This window comes from Roseofilum sp. KMC-1, from assembly GCF_057802075.1.
This window is the reverse complement of sequence record NZ_CM173605.1, coordinates 1,923,647-1,942,510: the sequence shown is the minus strand read 5'-3', so window position 1 is coordinate 1,942,510 and position 18,864 is coordinate 1,923,647. Positions and strand designations below refer to the sequence as shown.

The 18,864-nt window shown below is 45.8% G+C and carries 20 protein-coding genes; 7 read left to right on the top strand and 13 right to left on the bottom strand.

Annotation, left to right across the window (positions count from 1 at the left end; translation table 11 throughout):
- Positions 1 to 206: 206 nt before the first annotated feature.
- Entirely contained in the window at positions 207 to 1,322 is a 1,116-nt protein-coding gene (locus tag AC3FZD_RS08920) for a geranylgeranyl reductase family protein (protein ID WP_488739795.1), read from the top strand.
- A 333-nt stretch (positions 1,323 to 1,655) separates the two neighbouring features.
- Here AC3FZD_RS08920 and AC3FZD_RS08915 read toward each other — a convergent pair whose 3' ends face one another.
- The 8 genes from AC3FZD_RS08915 to AC3FZD_RS08880 all read right to left on the bottom strand — a co-directional run bounded on the left by AC3FZD_RS08915 (position 1,656) and on the right by AC3FZD_RS08880 (position 7,699).
- Positions 1,656 to 3,488, bottom strand: a complete 1,833-nt coding sequence (locus AC3FZD_RS08915; RefSeq protein WP_488739794.1) for a serine/threonine-protein kinase — start codon at positions 3,486 to 3,488, stop codon at positions 1,656 to 1,658.
- A 16-nt stretch (positions 3,489 to 3,504) separates the two neighbouring features.
- Positions 3,505 to 4,164 (bottom strand): V4R domain-containing protein, encoded by a 660-nt coding sequence (locus tag AC3FZD_RS08910; RefSeq protein ID WP_488739793.1) that lies wholly within the window; start codon positions 4,162 to 4,164, stop codon positions 3,505 to 3,507.
- 47 nt (positions 4,165 to 4,211) lie between these two features.
- Positions 4,212 to 4,679: a globin family protein gene (locus AC3FZD_RS08905; RefSeq protein WP_488739792.1), complete on the bottom strand. Its 468-nt coding sequence runs from the start codon at positions 4,677 to 4,679 to the stop codon at positions 4,212 to 4,214.
- A 27-nt stretch (positions 4,680 to 4,706) separates the two neighbouring features.
- Positions 4,707 to 5,030, bottom strand: a complete 324-nt coding sequence (locus AC3FZD_RS08900) for a hypothetical protein (protein ID WP_488739791.1) — start codon at positions 5,028 to 5,030, stop codon at positions 4,707 to 4,709.
- Positions 5,027 to 5,710, bottom strand: a complete 684-nt coding sequence (locus tag AC3FZD_RS08895; RefSeq protein WP_283752111.1) for a V4R domain-containing protein — start codon at positions 5,708 to 5,710, stop codon at positions 5,027 to 5,029. Before AC3FZD_RS08895 ends, AC3FZD_RS08900 begins: the two co-directional genes overlap by 4 nt.
- A gap of 150 nt (positions 5,711 to 5,860) precedes the next feature.
- Positions 5,861 to 6,358, bottom strand: coding sequence for a globin family protein (locus tag AC3FZD_RS08890; protein WP_488739790.1), 498 nt, complete (start codon positions 6,356 to 6,358; stop codon positions 5,861 to 5,863).
- An 18-nt stretch (positions 6,359 to 6,376) separates the two neighbouring features.
- Positions 6,377 to 6,859, bottom strand: coding sequence for a 2Fe-2S iron-sulfur cluster-binding protein (locus tag AC3FZD_RS08885; protein WP_488739789.1), 483 nt, complete (start codon positions 6,857 to 6,859; stop codon positions 6,377 to 6,379).
- A 21-nt stretch (positions 6,860 to 6,880) separates the two neighbouring features.
- A complete protein-coding gene (locus AC3FZD_RS08880; RefSeq protein ID WP_488739788.1) occupies positions 6,881 to 7,699 on the bottom strand; it encodes a hypothetical protein in 819 nt (272 codons plus the stop codon).
- Positions 7,700 to 7,966: 267 nt separating this feature from the next.
- Between AC3FZD_RS08880 and AC3FZD_RS08875 the strand changes: the two genes are divergently transcribed.
- The 3 genes from AC3FZD_RS08875 to AC3FZD_RS08865 are packed head-to-tail and all read left to right on the top strand — an operon-like array spanning position 7,967 to position 11,483.
- Positions 7,967 to 8,980 carry a LysR family transcriptional regulator gene (locus AC3FZD_RS08875; protein WP_488739787.1) on the top strand — a complete coding sequence of 338 codons (1,014 nt, stop codon included), beginning with the start codon at positions 7,967 to 7,969 and terminating at the stop codon, positions 8,978 to 8,980.
- A 44-nt stretch (positions 8,981 to 9,024) separates the two neighbouring features.
- Positions 9,025 to 10,410, top strand: coding sequence for a protein kinase domain-containing protein (locus AC3FZD_RS08870; protein WP_488739786.1), 1,386 nt, complete (start codon positions 9,025 to 9,027; stop codon positions 10,408 to 10,410).
- Between the two features lie 14 nt (positions 10,411 to 10,424).
- Entirely contained in the window at positions 10,425 to 11,483 is a 1,059-nt protein-coding gene (locus AC3FZD_RS08865) for an agmatinase family protein (RefSeq protein ID WP_488739785.1), read from the top strand.
- Between the two features lie 195 nt (positions 11,484 to 11,678).
- Here AC3FZD_RS08865 and hemF read toward each other — a convergent pair whose 3' ends face one another.
- Positions 11,679 to 12,719, bottom strand: a complete 1,041-nt coding sequence (gene hemF, locus AC3FZD_RS08860; RefSeq protein WP_488739784.1) for an oxygen-dependent coproporphyrinogen oxidase — start codon at positions 12,717 to 12,719, stop codon at positions 11,679 to 11,681.
- Between the two features lie 398 nt (positions 12,720 to 13,117).
- On the opposite strand from hemF, the gene acsF reads away from it, so the two are divergent.
- Positions 13,118 to 14,194, top strand: coding sequence for a magnesium-protoporphyrin IX monomethyl ester (oxidative) cyclase (acsF, locus tag AC3FZD_RS08855; RefSeq protein WP_488739783.1), 1,077 nt, complete (start codon positions 13,118 to 13,120; stop codon positions 14,192 to 14,194).
- Positions 14,195 to 14,273: 79 nt separating this feature from the next.
- Positions 14,274 to 14,864 (top strand): CAP family protein, encoded by a 591-nt coding sequence (locus AC3FZD_RS08850; protein WP_488739782.1) that lies wholly within the window; start codon positions 14,274 to 14,276, stop codon positions 14,862 to 14,864.
- Positions 14,865 to 14,956: 92 nt separating this feature from the next.
- Here AC3FZD_RS08850 and hetL read toward each other — a convergent pair whose 3' ends face one another.
- The 4 genes from hetL to AC3FZD_RS08830 form a co-directional block, all read right to left on the bottom strand.
- Entirely contained in the window at positions 14,957 to 15,652 is a 696-nt protein-coding gene (gene hetL, locus AC3FZD_RS08845; RefSeq protein WP_488739781.1) for a heterocyst differentiation pentapeptide repeat protein HetL, read from the bottom strand.
- A gap of 98 nt (positions 15,653 to 15,750) precedes the next feature.
- Complete coding sequence (gene mreD / locus AC3FZD_RS08840) at positions 15,751 to 16,326, bottom strand: rod shape-determining protein MreD (protein ID WP_488739780.1); 576 nt, start codon at positions 16,324 to 16,326, stop codon at positions 15,751 to 15,753.
- A gap of 9 nt (positions 16,327 to 16,335) precedes the next feature.
- Positions 16,336 to 17,124, bottom strand: coding sequence for a rod shape-determining protein MreC (mreC, locus tag AC3FZD_RS08835; RefSeq protein ID WP_488739779.1), 789 nt, complete (start codon positions 17,122 to 17,124; stop codon positions 16,336 to 16,338).
- 16 nt (positions 17,125 to 17,140) lie between these two features.
- On the bottom strand, positions 17,141 to 18,178 hold the full coding sequence (locus tag AC3FZD_RS08830; RefSeq protein ID WP_488739778.1) for a rod shape-determining protein: 1,038 nt from the start codon (positions 18,176 to 18,178) through the stop codon (positions 17,141 to 17,143).
- Positions 18,179 to 18,508: 330 nt separating this feature from the next.
- Here AC3FZD_RS08830 and AC3FZD_RS08825 point away from each other — a divergent pair, with 330 nt between their 5' ends.
- Positions 18,509 to 18,862: a single-stranded DNA-binding protein gene (locus AC3FZD_RS08825; protein WP_488739777.1), complete on the top strand. Its 354-nt coding sequence runs from the start codon at positions 18,509 to 18,511 to the stop codon at positions 18,860 to 18,862.
- Positions 18,863 to 18,864: the final 2 nt, after the last annotated feature.

Sequence of the window (18,864 nt, the reverse complement as noted above, 5' to 3'; positions counted from 1 at the left end):
TGCTTTGATCGTAATCTCTGGTTATGGATTTTGAGTTCAGTGATCTTACTTATTTTTTGTCAAAACTTAAAATTTATTTCCGAAAAACTAAGGAAAAGGTTGATAAAAGGCCAAAGGAATTAAGCAGAAATTACCGGAACGCACACCAAAAAACCGGTTAATGAGTGTTATTGTACAGTTGTCAAAATCTGGCAGAAAGTTATCCTATGTTTGATTGCATGATTGTTGGAGCAGGGCCGGCTGGGGCAACAGCGGCTTATCATTTGGCCAAACAGGGCCGTTCTGTGGCGATCGTGGAACAAGCGGCTCTTCCTCGGTATAAACCCTGTAGTGGGGGAGTATCTCCAGCGATCGCCCAATATTTTGATTTTGATCTAGACCCAGTAATTAGCTTGAAGGTGAACCAACTGCGCTACACCTGGCAACTCGACGATCCAGTGGATGTCAAGCTCAAAGAACAACAGATGCTCATTGTCCGTCGGGATAGCTTCGATCGGTTTCTCGTAGAACAAGCTCAAAATCAAGGGGCAACTCTCAAGGATAATACCCCAGTCACAGGTATTGAGTGGAAAAGCGATCGCTGGGAACTGAAAACTCCCCAAGGCATAATAGAAGGCCGCTATCTGATCGCTGCTGATGGAGCTAAAGGCCCCATGGCCACATGGCTCAAAATTAAGCAAGGTAAGGAAAAACTAGCAGGTATTTTACAGATCTCTGGGCTATCTACCGAGGAAAACCCATCCCTACATTTTGATTTTGGCAGCCTCAAAAATGGCTTTATTTGGAACTTTCCCCAAAGTGATGGCTATGGAATCAGCGCTACCACATTTCAGGGAGGAGATGCCAAAAATCTCCAGGAAACCTTGCAGAGCTATTATCAATCCAGTGGACTTCAAGAGGGAACCGTTCAATATCACGAGCATTCTGTGCGCTTGTGGGACGGCGATCGCCCCTTACATACCCAAAACGCCCTGGTTGCAGGTGAAGCCGCCCAAATCGTCGATCCCCTCTCTGGGGAAGGTATCCGTCCCTCCATTTTTAGCGGAGTCAAAGCAGCAGAGGCGATCGATCAAGCTCTTGGTGGCAACAGCAACGCCCTAGAAACCTATACCCAAACCCTTTCGGAAGTCTGGGGAGCTGACATGAAATGGGCCGCCCGCATTAGTGGCGTATTTTATAAACTCCCCAAAGTCAGCTACCGGGTAGGTGTGAAACAACCGGCTGCCAGTAAAGTGATGAGTAAAATCCTCTGCGGACAACTCAGCTATGCAGAAGTAGCCGGAGCTGCCATCAAACAACTCGGAAGCGGACTGTTTAAGTAAAATCCTAATCATACAGCAGTTTTCGCTGCTATGGGGTACATTTTGATCCCCCTAAATCCCCCTTAAAAAGGGGGACTTTCTGATTCCCCCCTTTTTAAGGGGGGTTGGGGGGATCTTTTTCGGCTGTACCTCATTACCGCGTAAAGTGCTGTATCAAGTCCGGTTTCCGCAAGCGGACATGAAAATGAGTTAAACTAGCGGGCAAGATGCCCGCACTCCCTCAATCTGAGTGATATTACTGGAGTGGGAGCATCTTGCTCCCTACATTTTTAATTCGGGTATTTCCGCGTCGCGGACATAAACAAGTGGACTTGATATTAACCCAACCTGACGTTAAAAAATAAAGTCAATATCAAACTGGGTTAAATCTACTAAATGGAGTTCCCCTTCTTGATTGACATTGGTAGCCACAAGTAGCATCGTTTTAGAAATGATAGCGATCGCCACCGGAGAACAGGGGCCTAAAATCCGGCCAAATACCTGGCCATACTCATCTAACAAAACTAAATGACCGCGACGATCGCCAATAATATATCCCCAAGAGGCGATCGCCGCACAAACCGGGAACTGCACTTTAATCGGAATCGGTCGCACCCGGAAGGGCTTCAAATCCATCAATAAGGGGGCGGTATCAGACTTAGGAATCACCAACACCCGATAAGGAATAGCACTGGGAATCACCCGATCCACTTCTAAACACAACTTCCATTGTCCCAGAAAGCCACCCCGACGAGTAAAGACCTCGATCCAAGACTTGCCATCCTCCACTCGCCAAAATAGTCCATGGCGATCGTCGAGAATTTGAATCCAATCCACTTCACGATGCACTGCTACTGGAGGACGAGATAACCAGTTTTGATTACTCCCCTTGATCTCCGGTTTGTGCCCACAGCGATGCCAAACCCATAAGTAAAGATCTTCCGTAATAGCAGCGATCCAATCACCTTGATGATGGACATCTGCCTTAAAAGGCATAGGGATATGGGCAATTAACTCAGCCGATAGCCAACTAGAAGCAGAACCATAAGGACTGACATAATAAATACATCGATCGGTAAAAGCAAAACAACCTTCAGAGGTCACTTTGAGTTGACGCACAGGCTCTGGTAAGCTCACCCTAGCCACGTCCACTAAAGTATCAAATTTAGAGGCTTCTTGATAGCGTTGACATTGGATCAAGTCGGAGATCGCCCAGTAGATAGAACGACTAGAACCACAAGGAGGATCGTCCTGATTAGGTTTGGACTCTAACGAGACCGCCAAACCTGCTACCAATCCCGGCAATCCATAGGTAGTAATTGGGCGATCGATCAGGGGACGACTGGGAGGATAGGGGATAACACTCATCAAACTTGCTGATGAAGATAAGTCAATTAATCCTGAAAGACGCTCAAGATCGGTGAGCATTTCCCTGGCACTCTTATAGCGACGGGCAGGTAATTTTTCTAAGGATTTGAGAATAATCCTTTGTAAGGCGGGATGAACCGTTTCTGGAAGTCTCACCCGTTGATTGAGATGATAGCTCATCAACTGTTGGGGTTGTCCAGAAAAGGGGCGATCGCCCACCACCAACTCATAGAGCATCACCCCCACCGCATAGATATCCGACTGAAGAGAATATTGCCCATAAAAGCGCTCTGGAGCCATATAAGCTGGCGATCCCGTACTATCTGAAGCCTCTTGACTTTCTTGGACTAACCGAGCAATGCCAAAATCCGATATCCGAGCCATCCAACCAGCCGATTTCAGGGTTAATAAAATATTTTCCGGTTTCAAATCTCGGTGAATAATCCCTCGACTATTGGCATGTTCCATCCCCTTCAAGACATCTTTAATCAGTTGCATCGCCAGCCCCAAAGGAAATTTTTCCTGGCGATCCATCCAATTTCTCAAGGTTCCCCCCTCACAATAGTCCATCACCAAATAACGCCCTTGGCGAGAATGTTCCAAGGCACGGCAAGTAACAATATTAGGATGAGAAAGTTGGAGTAAAAACCTTAATTCTCGCAAAAACTGGTGTGTCGGAAAGCGGTATTTATCTAAATCTTTAAGAGCAACCAACTTCCCCGTTTTTCGATGACACCCACAAAATACGCGCCCAAACTGTCCTTGTCCAATCAGTCCTAAAATGAGGTATTTAGTTTTGGGCATTCTGGGGACAGTCATGAGCAGAGAATTCCACTTAAACTTCAGTTAACTTCTGGATAATCTCTGTATGAGATTTACCCTGTTCAATCCACTGTTCAATTTGACCTAATCGTTTCTGCAATCCAATCACAAAGTAGTTACATTCTGCTCCTAAAGACTCACAGGAAGTTTGCACACAATAGAGGTCTTTACCACTCAACTGACTAAAAAATGCACTAAACACCCCTGCATCTAAGAAACAAATAGGAAAACCGAGCTTAGGCCCATGAGTTGCGAAGGGAGCATTCCAGGTTTTGGCGACTAAAAACCCTTGAGAAATATAACTTTGATCTAGGTCTATTTTTCCCCATCCGTGAGTCTGCCAACATTGTTTCAGGGACTGCAAAAAGTCTAACATACTCATATCTGCTAAAGGCTTTTCGTAGTATTCCGATACTTCTTCGGCAAACCGAGCATAAAAGTTTTTCCCCCACCAGCGACCGCAGTTATATAGCACTAATTTGGAGGCTTGTCCAGTTTCTTTATCTAACCCGGAGTAAATTGCTTTAATCAGGGGTTCTGGCATAGCCAAAAGGCGATCGCCTCGGCGATTTTCTAACAACCCTAATTCTAAATCACTCCGCACATAAACATCCGTAGCAAAGTAATTACTAGGAATACGGTTATTGGTGACTAAATCAGAAACAGAAATCATGGTTCATTCTCACAATGGGCTAATCAACTCTAGGGTTAACTCGGACTTTATTTTTCACTATTGAGTAATTGAGTTTGGGCTAAAATCAAAGGTGATTTAATCAACTTAATTTGCTCTGGTTTCAAGCTTTTCATTAATTGTTGATTGAGCAATTTGTACAGCGCCTTATCTAAATCTTGAGTTTCATACATGGCGATGCTTTCAGAGAGCCAATCTACGAATCTTTGTTTCACCAATTGATCGTTATTAATCAACATGGCCATGGCACAATAGCGTAACATGAGCATGGCATTTTTAATGGATCGCTCCATATCTTCAACCGATGGATTAGGAAAATGTTGAGGGAGCTGATCGGCAACAGCTTGCATGATTTCTACTTCTTTTTCCCGAATCTGAGTGTAGGTTTCTAGCCGTTGGGGTAAGGACTCAACATACTGGGTTAAACCTTTGAGTTCTTCAGGTTTGAGGTAACGATTTTCTGCTTCTGCAAACAAGGATTCTAGGTCTGTATTCATAGCTAATGGGTAAAACTTAGAAAGGGATTAAAACAGACTAGAGAAGTCTTCTAGGGTGACTTCATCTTGGGCTTGAGTTGATGGGGACTCTGATTCTAGAGGTAAGGGGGCGCTAGGGGCGATCGCTCCGTGTCCCTCCCAGTCAATACAAGTGAAGAATTGACTGACACTTAACGTTAAGGAGAGTTTTTCACTGCGTCCTTCTAAACTGGCTTGTTTAACTTTCTGGATCGGTTCGGGATCGTGTTCCCAGTTAATCTGGCTAAAAAAATCATGAACTGAGAGGCGACTCCAGGTTTTTAGAGTCTCTTGGGTATTTTTTGCCCTGGGTTTAGATTGGGTTGGACTCATCCTAATCGTTCTCCTGAACGCAACCGTTTTTCAATATCACGAGCTGTTGCTCCTTCATTGAACCAGAATGAGGCGGCATCAATGCGATCTTTACCGCCAATGAGGAATTTACAATAGGTTTCCCCCATGGAATAACATTGAATTTCAATGCAACTGAGTTGTTTTTTGACTAATTCGGTAAAAAAGCCAGCAAAGAGACCCGCGTAGATATGACAGACGGGTTTACCGACATCACCGAGGGTACGAGCGACGGCAGAATCAAAGAGGTTAATAAACATAAAGCCTTGTTTGCGATCGCCCATATCCACTTCCCAGCGTCCCCATCCTTGGGAAGTAAAGGGCCACCACCAGGTTTCTAAGAGAAACATTAAGTTGGCTTGACGGATGCTGCGATCGAATTCTTTTTCAAACCATTTTTCAAAGAAAAAGGCATCCTTTTGTCCCCACTCTACACCAATGGTATACATGATGGCAGCCGAAGCCTCTCCGACTTCTTCTTCGAGGCCTTCCACTAACCCAATAATAAAGTCTTCACTGGTGAGGACATTTTGGGCCCCATTCCAATCTAGGACGGTTCCCCGCTCTGGATCGAACTGGAAAAAATCCTGGAAACCATAGTGGTTATGTTTTTTGGGCTGTTTGCTATTGAGTAAATGTTGAGTTTTAGTTGCGTTTGCCATGGCAGTGTTCAGATCGGTGATGTTGTGCAGTCCTCTAACCAGAGGGGGCTGAAGCTATGACCGGGATGGATTTACTTGTCCGATTTTCATTGTATCGGTTGCTGACGATTCCACTGCAAAGTTGTAATGAAAGTCAAGCAAATTTGGCTTTTAGGGCGTGAATTCTTCTGGGGTAGAGACTGAAGAGAGGATTTGGCGGTTATATTCTAAAATCGGACGCAGGAGGGCTGTTTCTTCTGGAGTTAACAAGGATTCTATAACCTTTTGCATGATGGAATAAGTGAAATCACAGCCATCTTGAGCGTCAAAGGCTCTCATGATGGTTTGAAACCAGAGGAGCAGGCGATCGCGTAATCCATCTCGATCGTCTATGAGCAGAGCTAGGGCTGAGTGACGGAGGATACGAAGGGTATCTTCTTTCCATTTATTACTCAAATCCTGATTACCGCGCATTAGCACTTGGGGCGCTTTGGCACGCAGTTGGGCTTGGACTTGTTGAACAATCAGAGCTTCTGATGTGCGAATTTTGTTATAGGTGGTTAAGCGTAAGGGAAAGGATTGGAGATAATCATGGAAAAATTGCAGTTCCTCATCGGTGGCATAGCGACCGTCAGTTTCTCGATATAGATTTTGAGTTTGGGTTAGCATAGTGTGGTGATTGGCTGCTTAAGCATCTTTGGTTTGGGTTAAATAGGCTCCGATCTCAAATTTGGTCTCTTCGAGTTGCTTGAGGGTGGAACGGGTAACCAGTTTACCGGCTTCGACTAAGACTTCCCCAGTTACCGGATGGAGCATATCTTGATCGGCACGTCTGCCAATGAGGGCTTCAATGTCTTGTAGCGATCGCACATACATCCCTGGAGGTAATTCTACCACTACCCCATCCATCAATACCCGTGACTGGCAGGCCAAGCGAGAATTGGGTTTACAGGAGGTAATCACCTCTAAAGTCCTCTGTTCTCTGCGGTTCATGGGAGTGAGGAACTCCATACCATTTTTAATATAAACATGGCAAGTGGCACACATCCCTCGGCCGCCACATTCTTTAAGAACATCTAAATCCTTGTCAATCAAAATGGATAACAGATTGCCATTCGTTTCTACCTCAGTATCTTGGGCGATCGGTTCAAGTCTGACAATTTTCACCATAATGTTGGTTCTCCAAGGGTTCTAGGGTAAGAGTAACTGTTTATATTCCGGTTTGAGCGATTTTTCTACCAGGGCAGGAAAATCTCGGATGACTTTTATGCACCGACTGATAAAAGCCTGCACCCAAGACCGAATCCAGGATAACTGTTCGGACGTGACGGCTTGAGTGAGGGCAGTAGAACGGGTAAAGGTTAATTCCGCCGTGCGACTGATTTCAAAGCTCTCTAACCATTCCACATCGGGACGGGTGGATTTCCAATAGTTGGTAATCACAGCTTTGCCCAAATACTGGGTGGTATAAAGACTCAGTTGGTTGAGGGCTTCGAGCAATTCTTTTAGAGTAACCTGGGAAGCGGCCTCTGGAGTAGGAGCGGGAGGGGGAATGCGGGAATGAGACTTTAGGGGAACCGGAGTAGGGGAAGGACTCGGCGAAGGGGAATCTTTCCAGTAGGTTTGGTTGGAGAGGGTTAAACTACCGGCCAGGAGTCGGAAGGTGGCGATCGCCGTGGTACTATCAGCAACCAATTCCATTTTCAGATGATTGAGGGCATCGGCATAATGGCTATAGACCAAATCCAGGGTGGTTAGCACCAGTAAAATCATGCCTTCAGGGAGCTTATAAATAAACACCTGATTTTGGGCAAACTGAAATTCAAAAGACTCAAAGCCTTCTGGAGTGGTTTCGACCACCTGCCTTAAACCTTGGGCTAGGGCTTCTTTCTGTTGGAAGTTGAGGGTATTATCCACGCCACAAAAATAGGGACGCGATCGCCGATCGATTAGGGCGATCCCCGCAATTCCTGGTAAATTCAGAAAATCCTCAACTACCTCCCGTTTCATAAGTAGATGCTTATCTATCGTCTCCTAATTATGGGGTCATCGGTCTTCACTCTATTTATTTTGGGACACTTTCATGTCACAACGGTAGGGGGGAGAGGTTTTGAGTCGGCACGGTTCAAGTCTAGACACGAAGGGTATAGGTCTGCTATGGGTCAATTATGAGTTCTGTCTCAATTTTACCCAATTATAGGTTCTCAAACTCCCAAGGGTCTTTCTTTTTCTTGAGTCCACTGAACTCTCCGATATCCTATTTTAGGTTGATCGCTTATGTCTGACCTTCCATTTACGTTGGATCAATTACGCATTCTCAAGGCGATTGCCGTTGAGGGCAGCTTTAAACGGGCCGCAGATAGTCTTTATGTCTCCCAACCGGCCGTCAGCCTCCAAGTCCAGAACTTAGAGAAACAACTCGATGTGCCCCTATTCGATCGAGGAGGAAGACGGGCCCAACTCACAGAAGCGGGTCATTTACTCCTCCAGTATGGGGAAAAGATTCTTTCCTTATGTCAAGAAACTTGTCGGGCGATCGAAGATTTACAAAATCTGCAAGGGGGAACCTTGATCGTCGGAGCCTCTCAAACCACCGGAACCTATCTTTTGCCTCGGATGATTGGGGCATTTCGGCAAACCTACCCGGATGTAGCCGTGCAACTGCATGTTCATTCCACCCGTCGCACCTGTTGGAGTGTCTCTAATGGCCAAATTGATTTAGCCATTATTGGCGGCGAAGTGCCCACGGAACTGCAAGACACCTTAGAAATCTCTTCCTATGCTGAAGATGAGTTAGCCCTGATTTTAGCCCCTTCCCATCCCCTAGCAGCCCAAAGTAGGATTCAAAAAGAAGATCTTTATGAACTTCAGTTTATTGCTCTAGACTCCCAATCGACGATTCGTAAGGTGATTGATCAGGTTTTAACCCGTTGTGGCATTGAAACCAACCGCCTGAAAGTGGAAATGGAACTCAATTCAATTGAAGCGATTAAGAATGCCGTACAAGCCAATTTGGGGGCGGCTTTTGTTTCCATCTCGGCGATCGAAAAGGAATTACAAATTAATTTACTCCATCGATCGCACATTGAAGGCGTATCTATCCGCCGTACCCTGTCGGTGATTGTCAATCCCAATCGCTATCGCTCTAAGGCGGCAGAAGCTTTTCGCACTCAAATTTTACCCGCTTTCACCAATGAGGGTAAAGTTGGGTTAACTCCCCCCATGGAAATCGGGGTCGATCTCAATGCTACTCAAGGGTCTGATGAGGAATCCTCTGCATCCTTGGATTAACTGGGGTTTATGATTGGAGTGATCAATGCTTTGCCGTCTGGTCTATGGATATTCATTGCACACGCCCAAAATGTCAGCGTCCTGTTAACCCAGTTCCTGAACTGGATCATTCAGAAAAAATAAAAACCACTTCCCAGAAATATTGCACTTGCTGTGGAATGCCTTTAATTTTGGCAGGACGGTATTTACCCCAACGGTTATTGGGTCAAGGGGGGTTTGGTGCGGCTTATTTGGCAGTGGATCGTTATACGCCGACGTTGCGATCTTGTGTGGTCAAACAGTTTCAACCGGCCGGTCAGTTATCAGACCAACAATTGGCGATCGCCCAACAGCATTTTGAGCAAGAAGCTCTAGTGCTGGAGGAGCTGGGTAACGAACATCCCCAAATTCCTCGGCTTTATGCCTTTTTTCCTTTGTTGGTTCCCCGATCTGCTAAAGGTGAAGAAAGCCAATTTTTTTATCTGGTTCAAGAATGGATTGATGGCCAAAATTTAGAGGAAGAATTAGAATATAATGGAACATTTTCTGAGCAAGATATTCTTTTGTTCCTACGACAAATTTTGCCTGTTTTACAATTTATTCACGACCGCCATACTATTCACAGAGATATTAAACTCTCGAATATCATGCGGGATAAAAAAGGGCGATTGGTATTGCTCGATTTTGGTGCAGTTAAGCAGATTAGCCAAGGGTCAGGAGGTCGGTCTACAGAGATCTATTCCCAAGGGTTTGCCCCCCCCGAACAAATGGCAGGAGGTCAGGTCTACCCCTCTACAGATTTGTACGCTCTGGCAGTGACTTGCTTAATTTTATTAACGAATAAGACTTCTCAGGAGTTATATGATTCTTATAATAATCGCTGGAACTGGCGATCGGAAATTGATTTATCCGAACCCTTAGCTTCAGTTTTAGATAAAATGTTGGCCCTCTCTCCCTATCAACGGTTTGCCAGTGCCAATGACGTTTTAGAGGCCCTGCGTCCCCAGCCTATGGCAGGGATGAATCCATCAACTACTCTTCAGTCGGCTGCAACTCCTGCGGTAGCCACTCCACCGCCAAATTTGCCTAAACCTGTGGCCAAAACTCCTAGTTTTTCGACTCCAGAATTGTTGATGATTTCTACATTTACAGGGTTTGAATCGGTGGTTTTAGCTTTGGGTTTAACCAATCTCTTTGGGATGACTGGAATCGGTATGTTGCTCTGGGGAGGAGTGATGGGACTCTTGGTTTATGCCCAATTTCGCCGTTGGATTGAACGGATGGATTTAGCCATTCTAGCTATGATTTCTTGGGGAATATTATTATGGGTTCCCCCAGTGCGAGGCAGCCAGCCCTTAGATGTGATTTTAATTATTCCAGTTTGTGTCGGAGCGGGTTTAGGATTGTTTATGTCTATCTTTCGGTTGATTTCTCAGAGGTTAGTACGATAAAATTGGGGGTAAAAATGTCCGCTCAACTTGGCGATCAAGAACGTTGTAATCCAAATGATCTGAGTATACCCAATGGCTGTTTCTTTGGTTTGCCCTATTCGGTAGAAGAAGCGGAATTGGTGTTTTTACCGGTTCCTTGGGATGTGACTACTTCCTATGGAGAAGGGGCTGCCCTGGGGCCCCAGGCAATGTTAGAGGCTTCGGTACAGTTGGATTGGTATGATTTTGATGTGCCCAATGCTTGGACAATTCCTTTGGGGACTCTACCAATTAATGGGGAGATTTTAGCCCAAAATGGTCAGATGCGGGCGATCGCCAAGCAGATTATAGGGCATCTGGAACAGGGCGGGAAAGGGGATGATGTGGCGATCGCCCCCTCTCTAGCCAAAGTCAATCAAGCCTGTGCCGATCTCAATGATTGGGTTTATACTCAAAGCCAGAACTACTTAGACCAAGGCAAGCTCGTTGCCGTTGTCGGAGGCGATCACAGTGCCCCCCTAGGATTAATGCAAGCACTGGGCGAAAAGTACCCAAACTACGGCATTTTACAAATCGATGCCCATGCCGATTTGCGTCAAGCCTATGAGGGATTTATTTATTCCCATGCTTCAATTATGGACAATGCCCTCAAAATTCCCCAGATTAGCCGCTTAGTTCAAGTCGGAATTCGCGATGTTTGTGAAGCAGAAATGAACCGGGTAAACAACGATTCCCGCATTATCCTATTTGATGATTGGCAACTCAAAGCTAACACCTATGAAGGCATTAATTGGGCAACCCAATGTCGGGAAATTATATCTCATTTACCTGACTGGGTTTATATTAGTTTCGATATTGATGGCTTAACTCCCTCCTATTGTCCCCATACCGGTACACCTGTACCAGGGGGATTAGACTTTAATCAAGCCATTTATTTAATTCGATCTTTAGCCAAAGCAGGCAAAAGGATTATCGGTTTCGATTTGTGCGAAGTCGCTCCCGGTGAACCAGGCGATCAGTGGGATGGCAATGTCGGAGCCAGAATTCTCTACAAATTAGCTTGCTTGACTCAAGAACAGATCGAGTCCAGTTAAAAACCCTAATTACAGCTTTGCGCTGTGATGGGGGGATGGGGAGATGGGGAGAGCTTCTGAGTTGTTCTAGTTAGGATTAAAAATCATAACAACAGGAAACCACCGAAGCATCTTCGGTGGTTCAAAAGGAGAGTCATAACCATTACATCTTTCAAGACCCTACAGCTCATTAAAAACTGTAGAATCAAAGCCGATCTATTTTGCGCCGACTAACTCATGAGCAGCAGGTTGCTGGTTCCAATTCACCCAATCTTGCGCTTTCAGGAAAGTATTGTAAAGTTCCTCTTCCTGACTACCCGGTTCTGGACTATAGCAATATTCCCAACGCACCAGAGGAGGTAAAGACATTAAAATAGACTCAGTACGGCCATTGGTTTGTAAACCAAAGATCGTTCCCCGGTCATAAACCAGGTTAAACTCAACATAGCGTCCGCGACGATAGAGTTGGAAGTTGCGCTCGCGATCGCCATATTCTGTATCTTGTCTGCGTTCAATAATCGGAAGATAGGCAGACAGGAAAGAATTACCACAACTTTGCACAAAGCCAAAGATCTCTTCCCAGGTATGGGAAGTTTGCCCCACTTTTTGGCTATATTGGGCCGCTTCCCCTTCCGGGTTAGGGCCCCTATATAACTGTCCCCGACCATCTTGATAATCAAAGAAAATGCCGCCAATACCCCTAGCTTCTTGACGATGCTTGAGATAGAAATATTCATCACACCAGCGTTTGAAAGTGGGATAATATTCGGGATGATGCTCATCGCAAGCATCCTTAATGGTTTGATGGAAGTGAATCGCATCTTCCGTAAACGGATAATAGGGCGTTAAATCCACACCACCCCCAAACCACCAAACCGGGCCCGCTTCAAAGTAGCGATAATTCAGGTGAACCGTTGGCACATAGGGGCTACGAGGATGCAAAACCATCGAGGTTCCTGTAGCGAAGAAAGGATGACCTGCGGCTTCGGGACGTTGGGTAAGGATCGAGGGGGGTAATCCTTCTCCCCAAACTTCGGAAAAGTTAACGCCCCCTTGCTCAAAAACTCGGCCATCTCGGATCACCCTGGAACGACCACCACCTCCTTCGGCCCTTTCCCACTGGTCTTGCTTAAATTTAGCTTGACCATCGATCTCTTCTAGTCCTTGACAGATTTGCTCTTGTAAACCCATGACCCAGGTTTTAAACCTTTCGCGAGAATCTGTTGGAGGTAGGTTGGAAGCTTCGGAATGACTCATAGTAACTTCTAGGAACGTCGTAGACTCTATTGGTTTTCTTTTGGATTTGAACTCTAATCACTCTATAGTGATTAAACTCCAATTGCCGATTTTTTTTCAAAACTTAATACTTGGAGGAAGTCCGCTCGATCGCCGCCTAACTGCCCTGAATGAGACCTCATCTGGGGGAGCGATCGCTGATAATATACTTCTATAATCTTCTACTGTATTCAATTTCAGCTCCTGCTTATGGCTAGGGTCACCCGATCTAGATCCAGGTTCACCAACCTTCTGTTTGTAGAGTTTTGCGTACAAGCACAAAGAACCGTAAAGCAATGTAAATATTTTATGAGAATTAGCGACCAATTCTTATCTTCGTTATAGACTGATTTATCGATAAATAGATTTTGTACCCGATTATGGTTAAAACCCTCTCGCAACCCACGATCGCAGAACTCAAGCCCGGTGTAAAAGCTCCAGTTAAGGAAACCCTGCTTACCCCTCGCTTTTACACAACTGACTTTGAAGCCGTGGCCTCGATGGATATTTCTAGCCAAGAAGCGGAACTTCGGGCCATGGTTGCTGAAATGAAAGCGGACTACAACCGCCATCACTTTGTTCGGAATGAGAGCTTTAACCAGTCTTGGGAACACCTCGATGAAAAAACCCGCGCCACATTTGTAGACTTCTTAGAGCGCTCCTGTACCTCAGAATTCTCAGGATTTTTGCTCTTCAAAGAACTCTCCCGTAAGCTCAAAGAAACAAATCCCCTCTTATCAGAAATCTTTAGCCTGATGGCGCGAGATGAAGCTCGTCATGCTGGCTTTTTGAACAAAGCGATGAGTGATTTTAAGATCTCTTTGGATTTGGGTTATCTGACCAAAAACCGCACCTATACCTTTTTTAAGCCAGAGTGGATCATCTATGCGGTCTATCTGTCAGAAAAAATTGGCTATTGGCGCTACATCACCGTCTACCGTCATTTAGAGAAGCATCCCGAATATCACTTCTATCCCCTATTCCAGTTCTTCGAGAGCTGGTGTCAGGATGAAAACCGCCATGGGGATATTTTTACGGCCCTGTTGCGATCGCAGCGCTCGATGTGGGATAGCTGGACTGGACGACTCTGGGCCCGATTTTTCCTCCTCACCGTCTTTGTCACCCATTCCCTCACTGTAGACGAGAGAAGCGATTTTTATGACATGATTGGTTTAGATGCCAGAGACTTTGACCAAACCGTGGTTTGTAATACCAACGCCACTGCCGGTCGTGCCTTCCCCGTCATGTTAAATGTGGATCATCCAGAATTTTTCCCACGGGTTTATCGCTGTTCAGAGCGCAATATGTCGATGGCCGCTATTAATGAGAGCAAAGCGCCTAAAATCGTCAAATTCTTCCGCAAGCTGCCCTTAATGGCTGGTATTGGCTGGGATATGCTGCGTTTATATCTGATCAAACCCATTGATGCCGAAGCCATCCGGGATACCGTGCGTTAACTTAGAAACCGGGTTTCTACGAATATTTTTGACAACGAAACCCGGTTAGTATGCCCCTAATTGAGACTGAGGAAGTTGAATGACAATGAAAACTAAACCCTTCATGGGACTGACTTTAGTCGGATTAGCGAGTATGCTTTCATTGGGGGCGATCGCTACTCATCTCGCTATGGCCCAAACCTCAATAGACTTAAACACCTTGCGTAGCATTGCCTTATCGCAACACAACAGCTATCGAACCGCTCATCATAGCCCCAATCTGAGCCTCAATAGTTCCCTGAATGATGCAGCGCAAAATTGGGCACAACATTTGGCAGCCCATGCCGTATTTGAACATAGTTCCCGCAGTCAACGAAATAATGCGGGAGAAAACTTATATGTTTACTACACCACCGGCTCTGCTCCTGCGGCAGATACCTTAGCCAAAGAAGCCGTTACCAACTGGTATAATGAGGTTTCAGCGTACAACTATTCCAATCCCGGTTTTGCTTCTGCAACCGGGCATTTTACCCAAGTGGTTTGGAAAAACAGTACCGAATTAGGTTGTGGTGCAGCAGAAGGGATGGCAACTCTTGAGGGAAGAAAATTTAATGCCTTTTATGTCGTTTGCCATTATAACCCTGCGGGTAACATTACGGGAAATTTTCCGAATAATGTGTTGCCACCTTAGCGGGTAAGGCCTGTAAGCGCCACCCAAGTTTGTTGTTTGCTCCCCCCATCCCCCATCACAGCGCAAAGCTCTGTATACAAGGCTTTGCGCGTTTATGGCAGTTTTGCGCCTTGAAGGTCTGCATCGGTAAAATTTGTACCGGTAATATCCGCGCCGGTTAAATCAGCCTGATGTAAAATTGCCCCCGTCAAATCAGCATAACTCAGGTCAGCACCCCGCAAACTCGCTTCTCGTAAATCCGTTTGAAACCCCCGCAGTCTGCGTCCTAATCCTAGATTTGCCCGACAGAGAATGGCTCCATCGAGGTTGGCTCGATGGAGAATGGTTTGGCTGAGATTGGCATAACTTAAATTCGCTTCAGACAAGTTAGCGGATTCTAAATTAGTGGGTTGGTCAGAGGTGGGACGCAGGTCAGCATCTAGAAGCATTACCCTAGATAAGTTAGCCCCTTTTAAGGTTGCCCCAGATAAGTTCACCTTGATCAAGTTGGCATCGGTTAAATTAGCCTGTTCTAATTTGGCTCCACTTAAGTCTGCATCGCGCAAAATAGCATGAGAAAGGTTTGCATTCGTTAAGTTGGTTCCCCAAAGTAAGGCTTCACTGAGGTTAGCGCCTATTAGTTTCGCCCCAGAAAAGTTACTTTTTCCGAGTCGAGCTTGCCGGAAGTCTGCACCAGAAAAGTCAGCTTCAGAAAGGTTGATCTCGACTAATTCTAAATCTTTGAGGTCGAGTCCTGGAAAGTGGCGATCGCCTTGACGGTACTTTTCTAGTAGTTCAGATAAATTCATCAGAGCTTTTTCAACCTCACGGTATTCCTCTGGATCGGGAATAATCTCTATTGTACCAAGGACTGGCCCTGGACTGTTAGCGAGATCGACTTACCCGATTAATTTTTAGGGGCAAATCGTTCCCAAAACAAACTCATAGGTACATAGATCACCGGGGCCCACAGACTACTGAGAATCGCTGAACACAGAGCAATTTGTTGATGGGCGATCCAAATACTAGAGAAATCGCGATCGCCAATTAAGACCAATTGCAGAGCAATCACGGTCTCAGCCAACAGTGTCATTCCAAACGTCAGCAGTGCCACCGAAATAAAATCCTCTTGCAAATACCGATCTTTTTGGAATCTGCCCGTCAAAAAGCCGACCAATACCAACCCCAACATATGGGTGGGGGAAGCATTCAGTACCCCATTTTCCAAGAGAGGGTAGGGAGAAGTCAGGGCATCTTGGAGTAATCCCAAGACTAAACCGGCGATCGCCCCTTGCCAAGCATCACGCTTCAGACTCCAAACCACCACCCACACCAAGGGCCAATTCACCCCAACTCCCAGTAATTCCATTCCCGGAAATCGGGTAAATACAATCAGGCTACACAACACAACCGATAGGGTCGTCAGGCTAATATTCACCAGACGACTTAAAGAAGCCAGGATTTCAAGTAACTGTTTTACCACTGTCTCTTTTTACTCATTCAACTCATTAATCTCCAAATCCATAGCTGGTTTACCCTGAGAAACCATCACCCACTCTAAATGACCAATAGGAGCTGAAAAATTAATCACCGCTTCCGGAGCAGGACTCTTTTTCAAATCCACTGACTCCACGATTCCAATCAATAAACCCGCTTGAAATCGAGGAGAATAGGGCGAGGTAAACACCTTATATCCCGGTTTGACTTCTGGAACCTTATCAAAAAACTCCATCACCGCCTTACTTTGGCCTCTCCCATGCAAGATCCCCATAAAACTGCGGTCTTTCCCCACCCGAATGGTTGCCCCTACCCGACTGGTGGGGTCGCTCAAGAGTAATACGCGAGAAGTGTTTTCAGTTACACTAATCACACGACCAATCAAGCCTCCCGTACCGGCGACAATATAATCCTTTTCAATGCCATCTCGACTGCCTCGGCCCAGAGTAATTTGTTTCCACCAATGATCCGCACTGCGGCCAATAATGGGCGCAATCACCCCTTCCCGTTTCGATTGTTCCTGATAGTCAATTAACTGCTTTAATCGGCTATTTTGCTGTTCGAGTTCTTCCACTTTCGCTTCTAACTCCAACATCTGGGCAGTCATTAATTGCTGTTGTTGAGGTGGATTTCCTTGGAAAGGTTCGACCAAATGGCCATAGAGTTCAAAGACCAAGGTTCCTTGGGTTTGTCGCACGTAGACCGCCAAACCTAGGGCTACAATCATCAGCACTAAGTTTAACCAATTTCTTTCCCACCATCGACGAATTTGACGTATATACATTCACCTTACATCCACCTTACATCCGCGAGCGAGCGCTAAAAACTCGTTCTAACTGCTTAAAGTTTTCCAAAACCCGGCCCGTTCCCAAAACCACACAACTCAAAGGATCGGCCGCCACATGGGTGACAATTCCTGTTTCATGGCTCACCAGAGTATCTAAACCCTGAAGCAGCGCTCCACCACCAGCCAACATAATCCCCCGGTCAATAATATCCGCAGCCAATTCCGGCGGAGTCCGTTCTAAAGTCCGCTTCACTGCATCAATAATCATTGATAATGGCTCTAGCATACTTTCCCGAATCTCGCCCGCCTTAATGCTAACGGTTCTGGGTAAACCTGACAGTAAATGCAATCCCCGAACATCCATCGCACCCTCATCAATTTCTGGCGTGGGATAGGCTGAACCAATCTGAATCTTGATATCTTCAGCCGTCCGTTCCCCAATCGTTAAATTATGGACTTTTTTCATATACTGAATAATCGAATCATTCAGCTCATCACCCGCCACCCGGACTGATTCACTAATTACCGTACCTTGTAAACTCAAAACGGCAACTTCTGTGGTTCCACCGCCGATATCAATAATCATATTCCCCGTGGGTTCTGCCACCGGTAAGCCTGCTCCAATCGCCGCCGCTACGGGTTCATCAATCAGATACACCTCGCCAGCGCCCGCTTGAGAAGCCGCTTCCATTACCGCACGACGCTCTACCCCCGTCACACCCGAAGGAATACCGATCACCATCCTGGGAGGGATTAACCCCTGTTTTCCTTCATGCACCCGTTCGATAAAATGCTTCAGCATTAATTCTGCTGTGTCAAAATCGGCAATTACTCCATCCCGTAAGGGTCGAAATGTGGTTACATTACCCGGAGTCCGACCCAACATTTTCTTCGCATCATCCCCAACCGCTAAGGGAGCTTTGGTTTCTGTGTCGATTGCCACTACAGACGGCTCTTGCAACACAATCCCCTTGCCCGATACATACACTAATGTGTTAGCCGTACCGAGATCGATACCCATGTCTCTTGAAAACCGACTAAATATACCCACCGTATTGCTCTCCCGACTTTGAGGTTATGTTCAAAAATGTCTAGAATTGTAAAAATATATAACTGACGTGGATTTTATTACGTTTTTGAGTTAGCGTCCAGTCAGTTCTCTGGATCGAGTCTGTAATCCCTATTTCCCCTCACTTTACCCCAATGTCAGGATCGGATAGGGGATAGGGGGATGAGGGATGGGAGATTCAATTATAGGATTAAAAACTGATTGTCCACAAAAGAAGTAGAATTTTGCCCAGAACTGTCTCCCCATTCCCCATTGCTCCTTCGATTCGCTAAAGTAGATTAATTATTCATCATCCTGGTGGGGTAGTTTAACATGGATCTCAACGTTGTACATTTAATTGGTCGCGTCGGTGGCGATCCCGATGTAAAATATTATGAGTCAGGCGCGGTCAAATGTAGACTGACTCTGGCCGTCAATCGTCCCACTCGGCGAACAGATGAACCGGATTGGTTTAATCTCGATCTTTGGGGAAAAACGGCTGAAATTGCGGCTAACTACGTTCGCAAAGGCAAACAAATTGGAGTGATTGGTCGCTTAGAGTTTAATAACTGGGAGGATTATAATACGCAAGCCCAGCGATCGAGTCCCATTATTAAAGTGGATCGCTTAGATCTCTTAGGCTCTAAGCGAGATGAGGAAGCAGCAGGAATGCACAGCGAATTCTGACC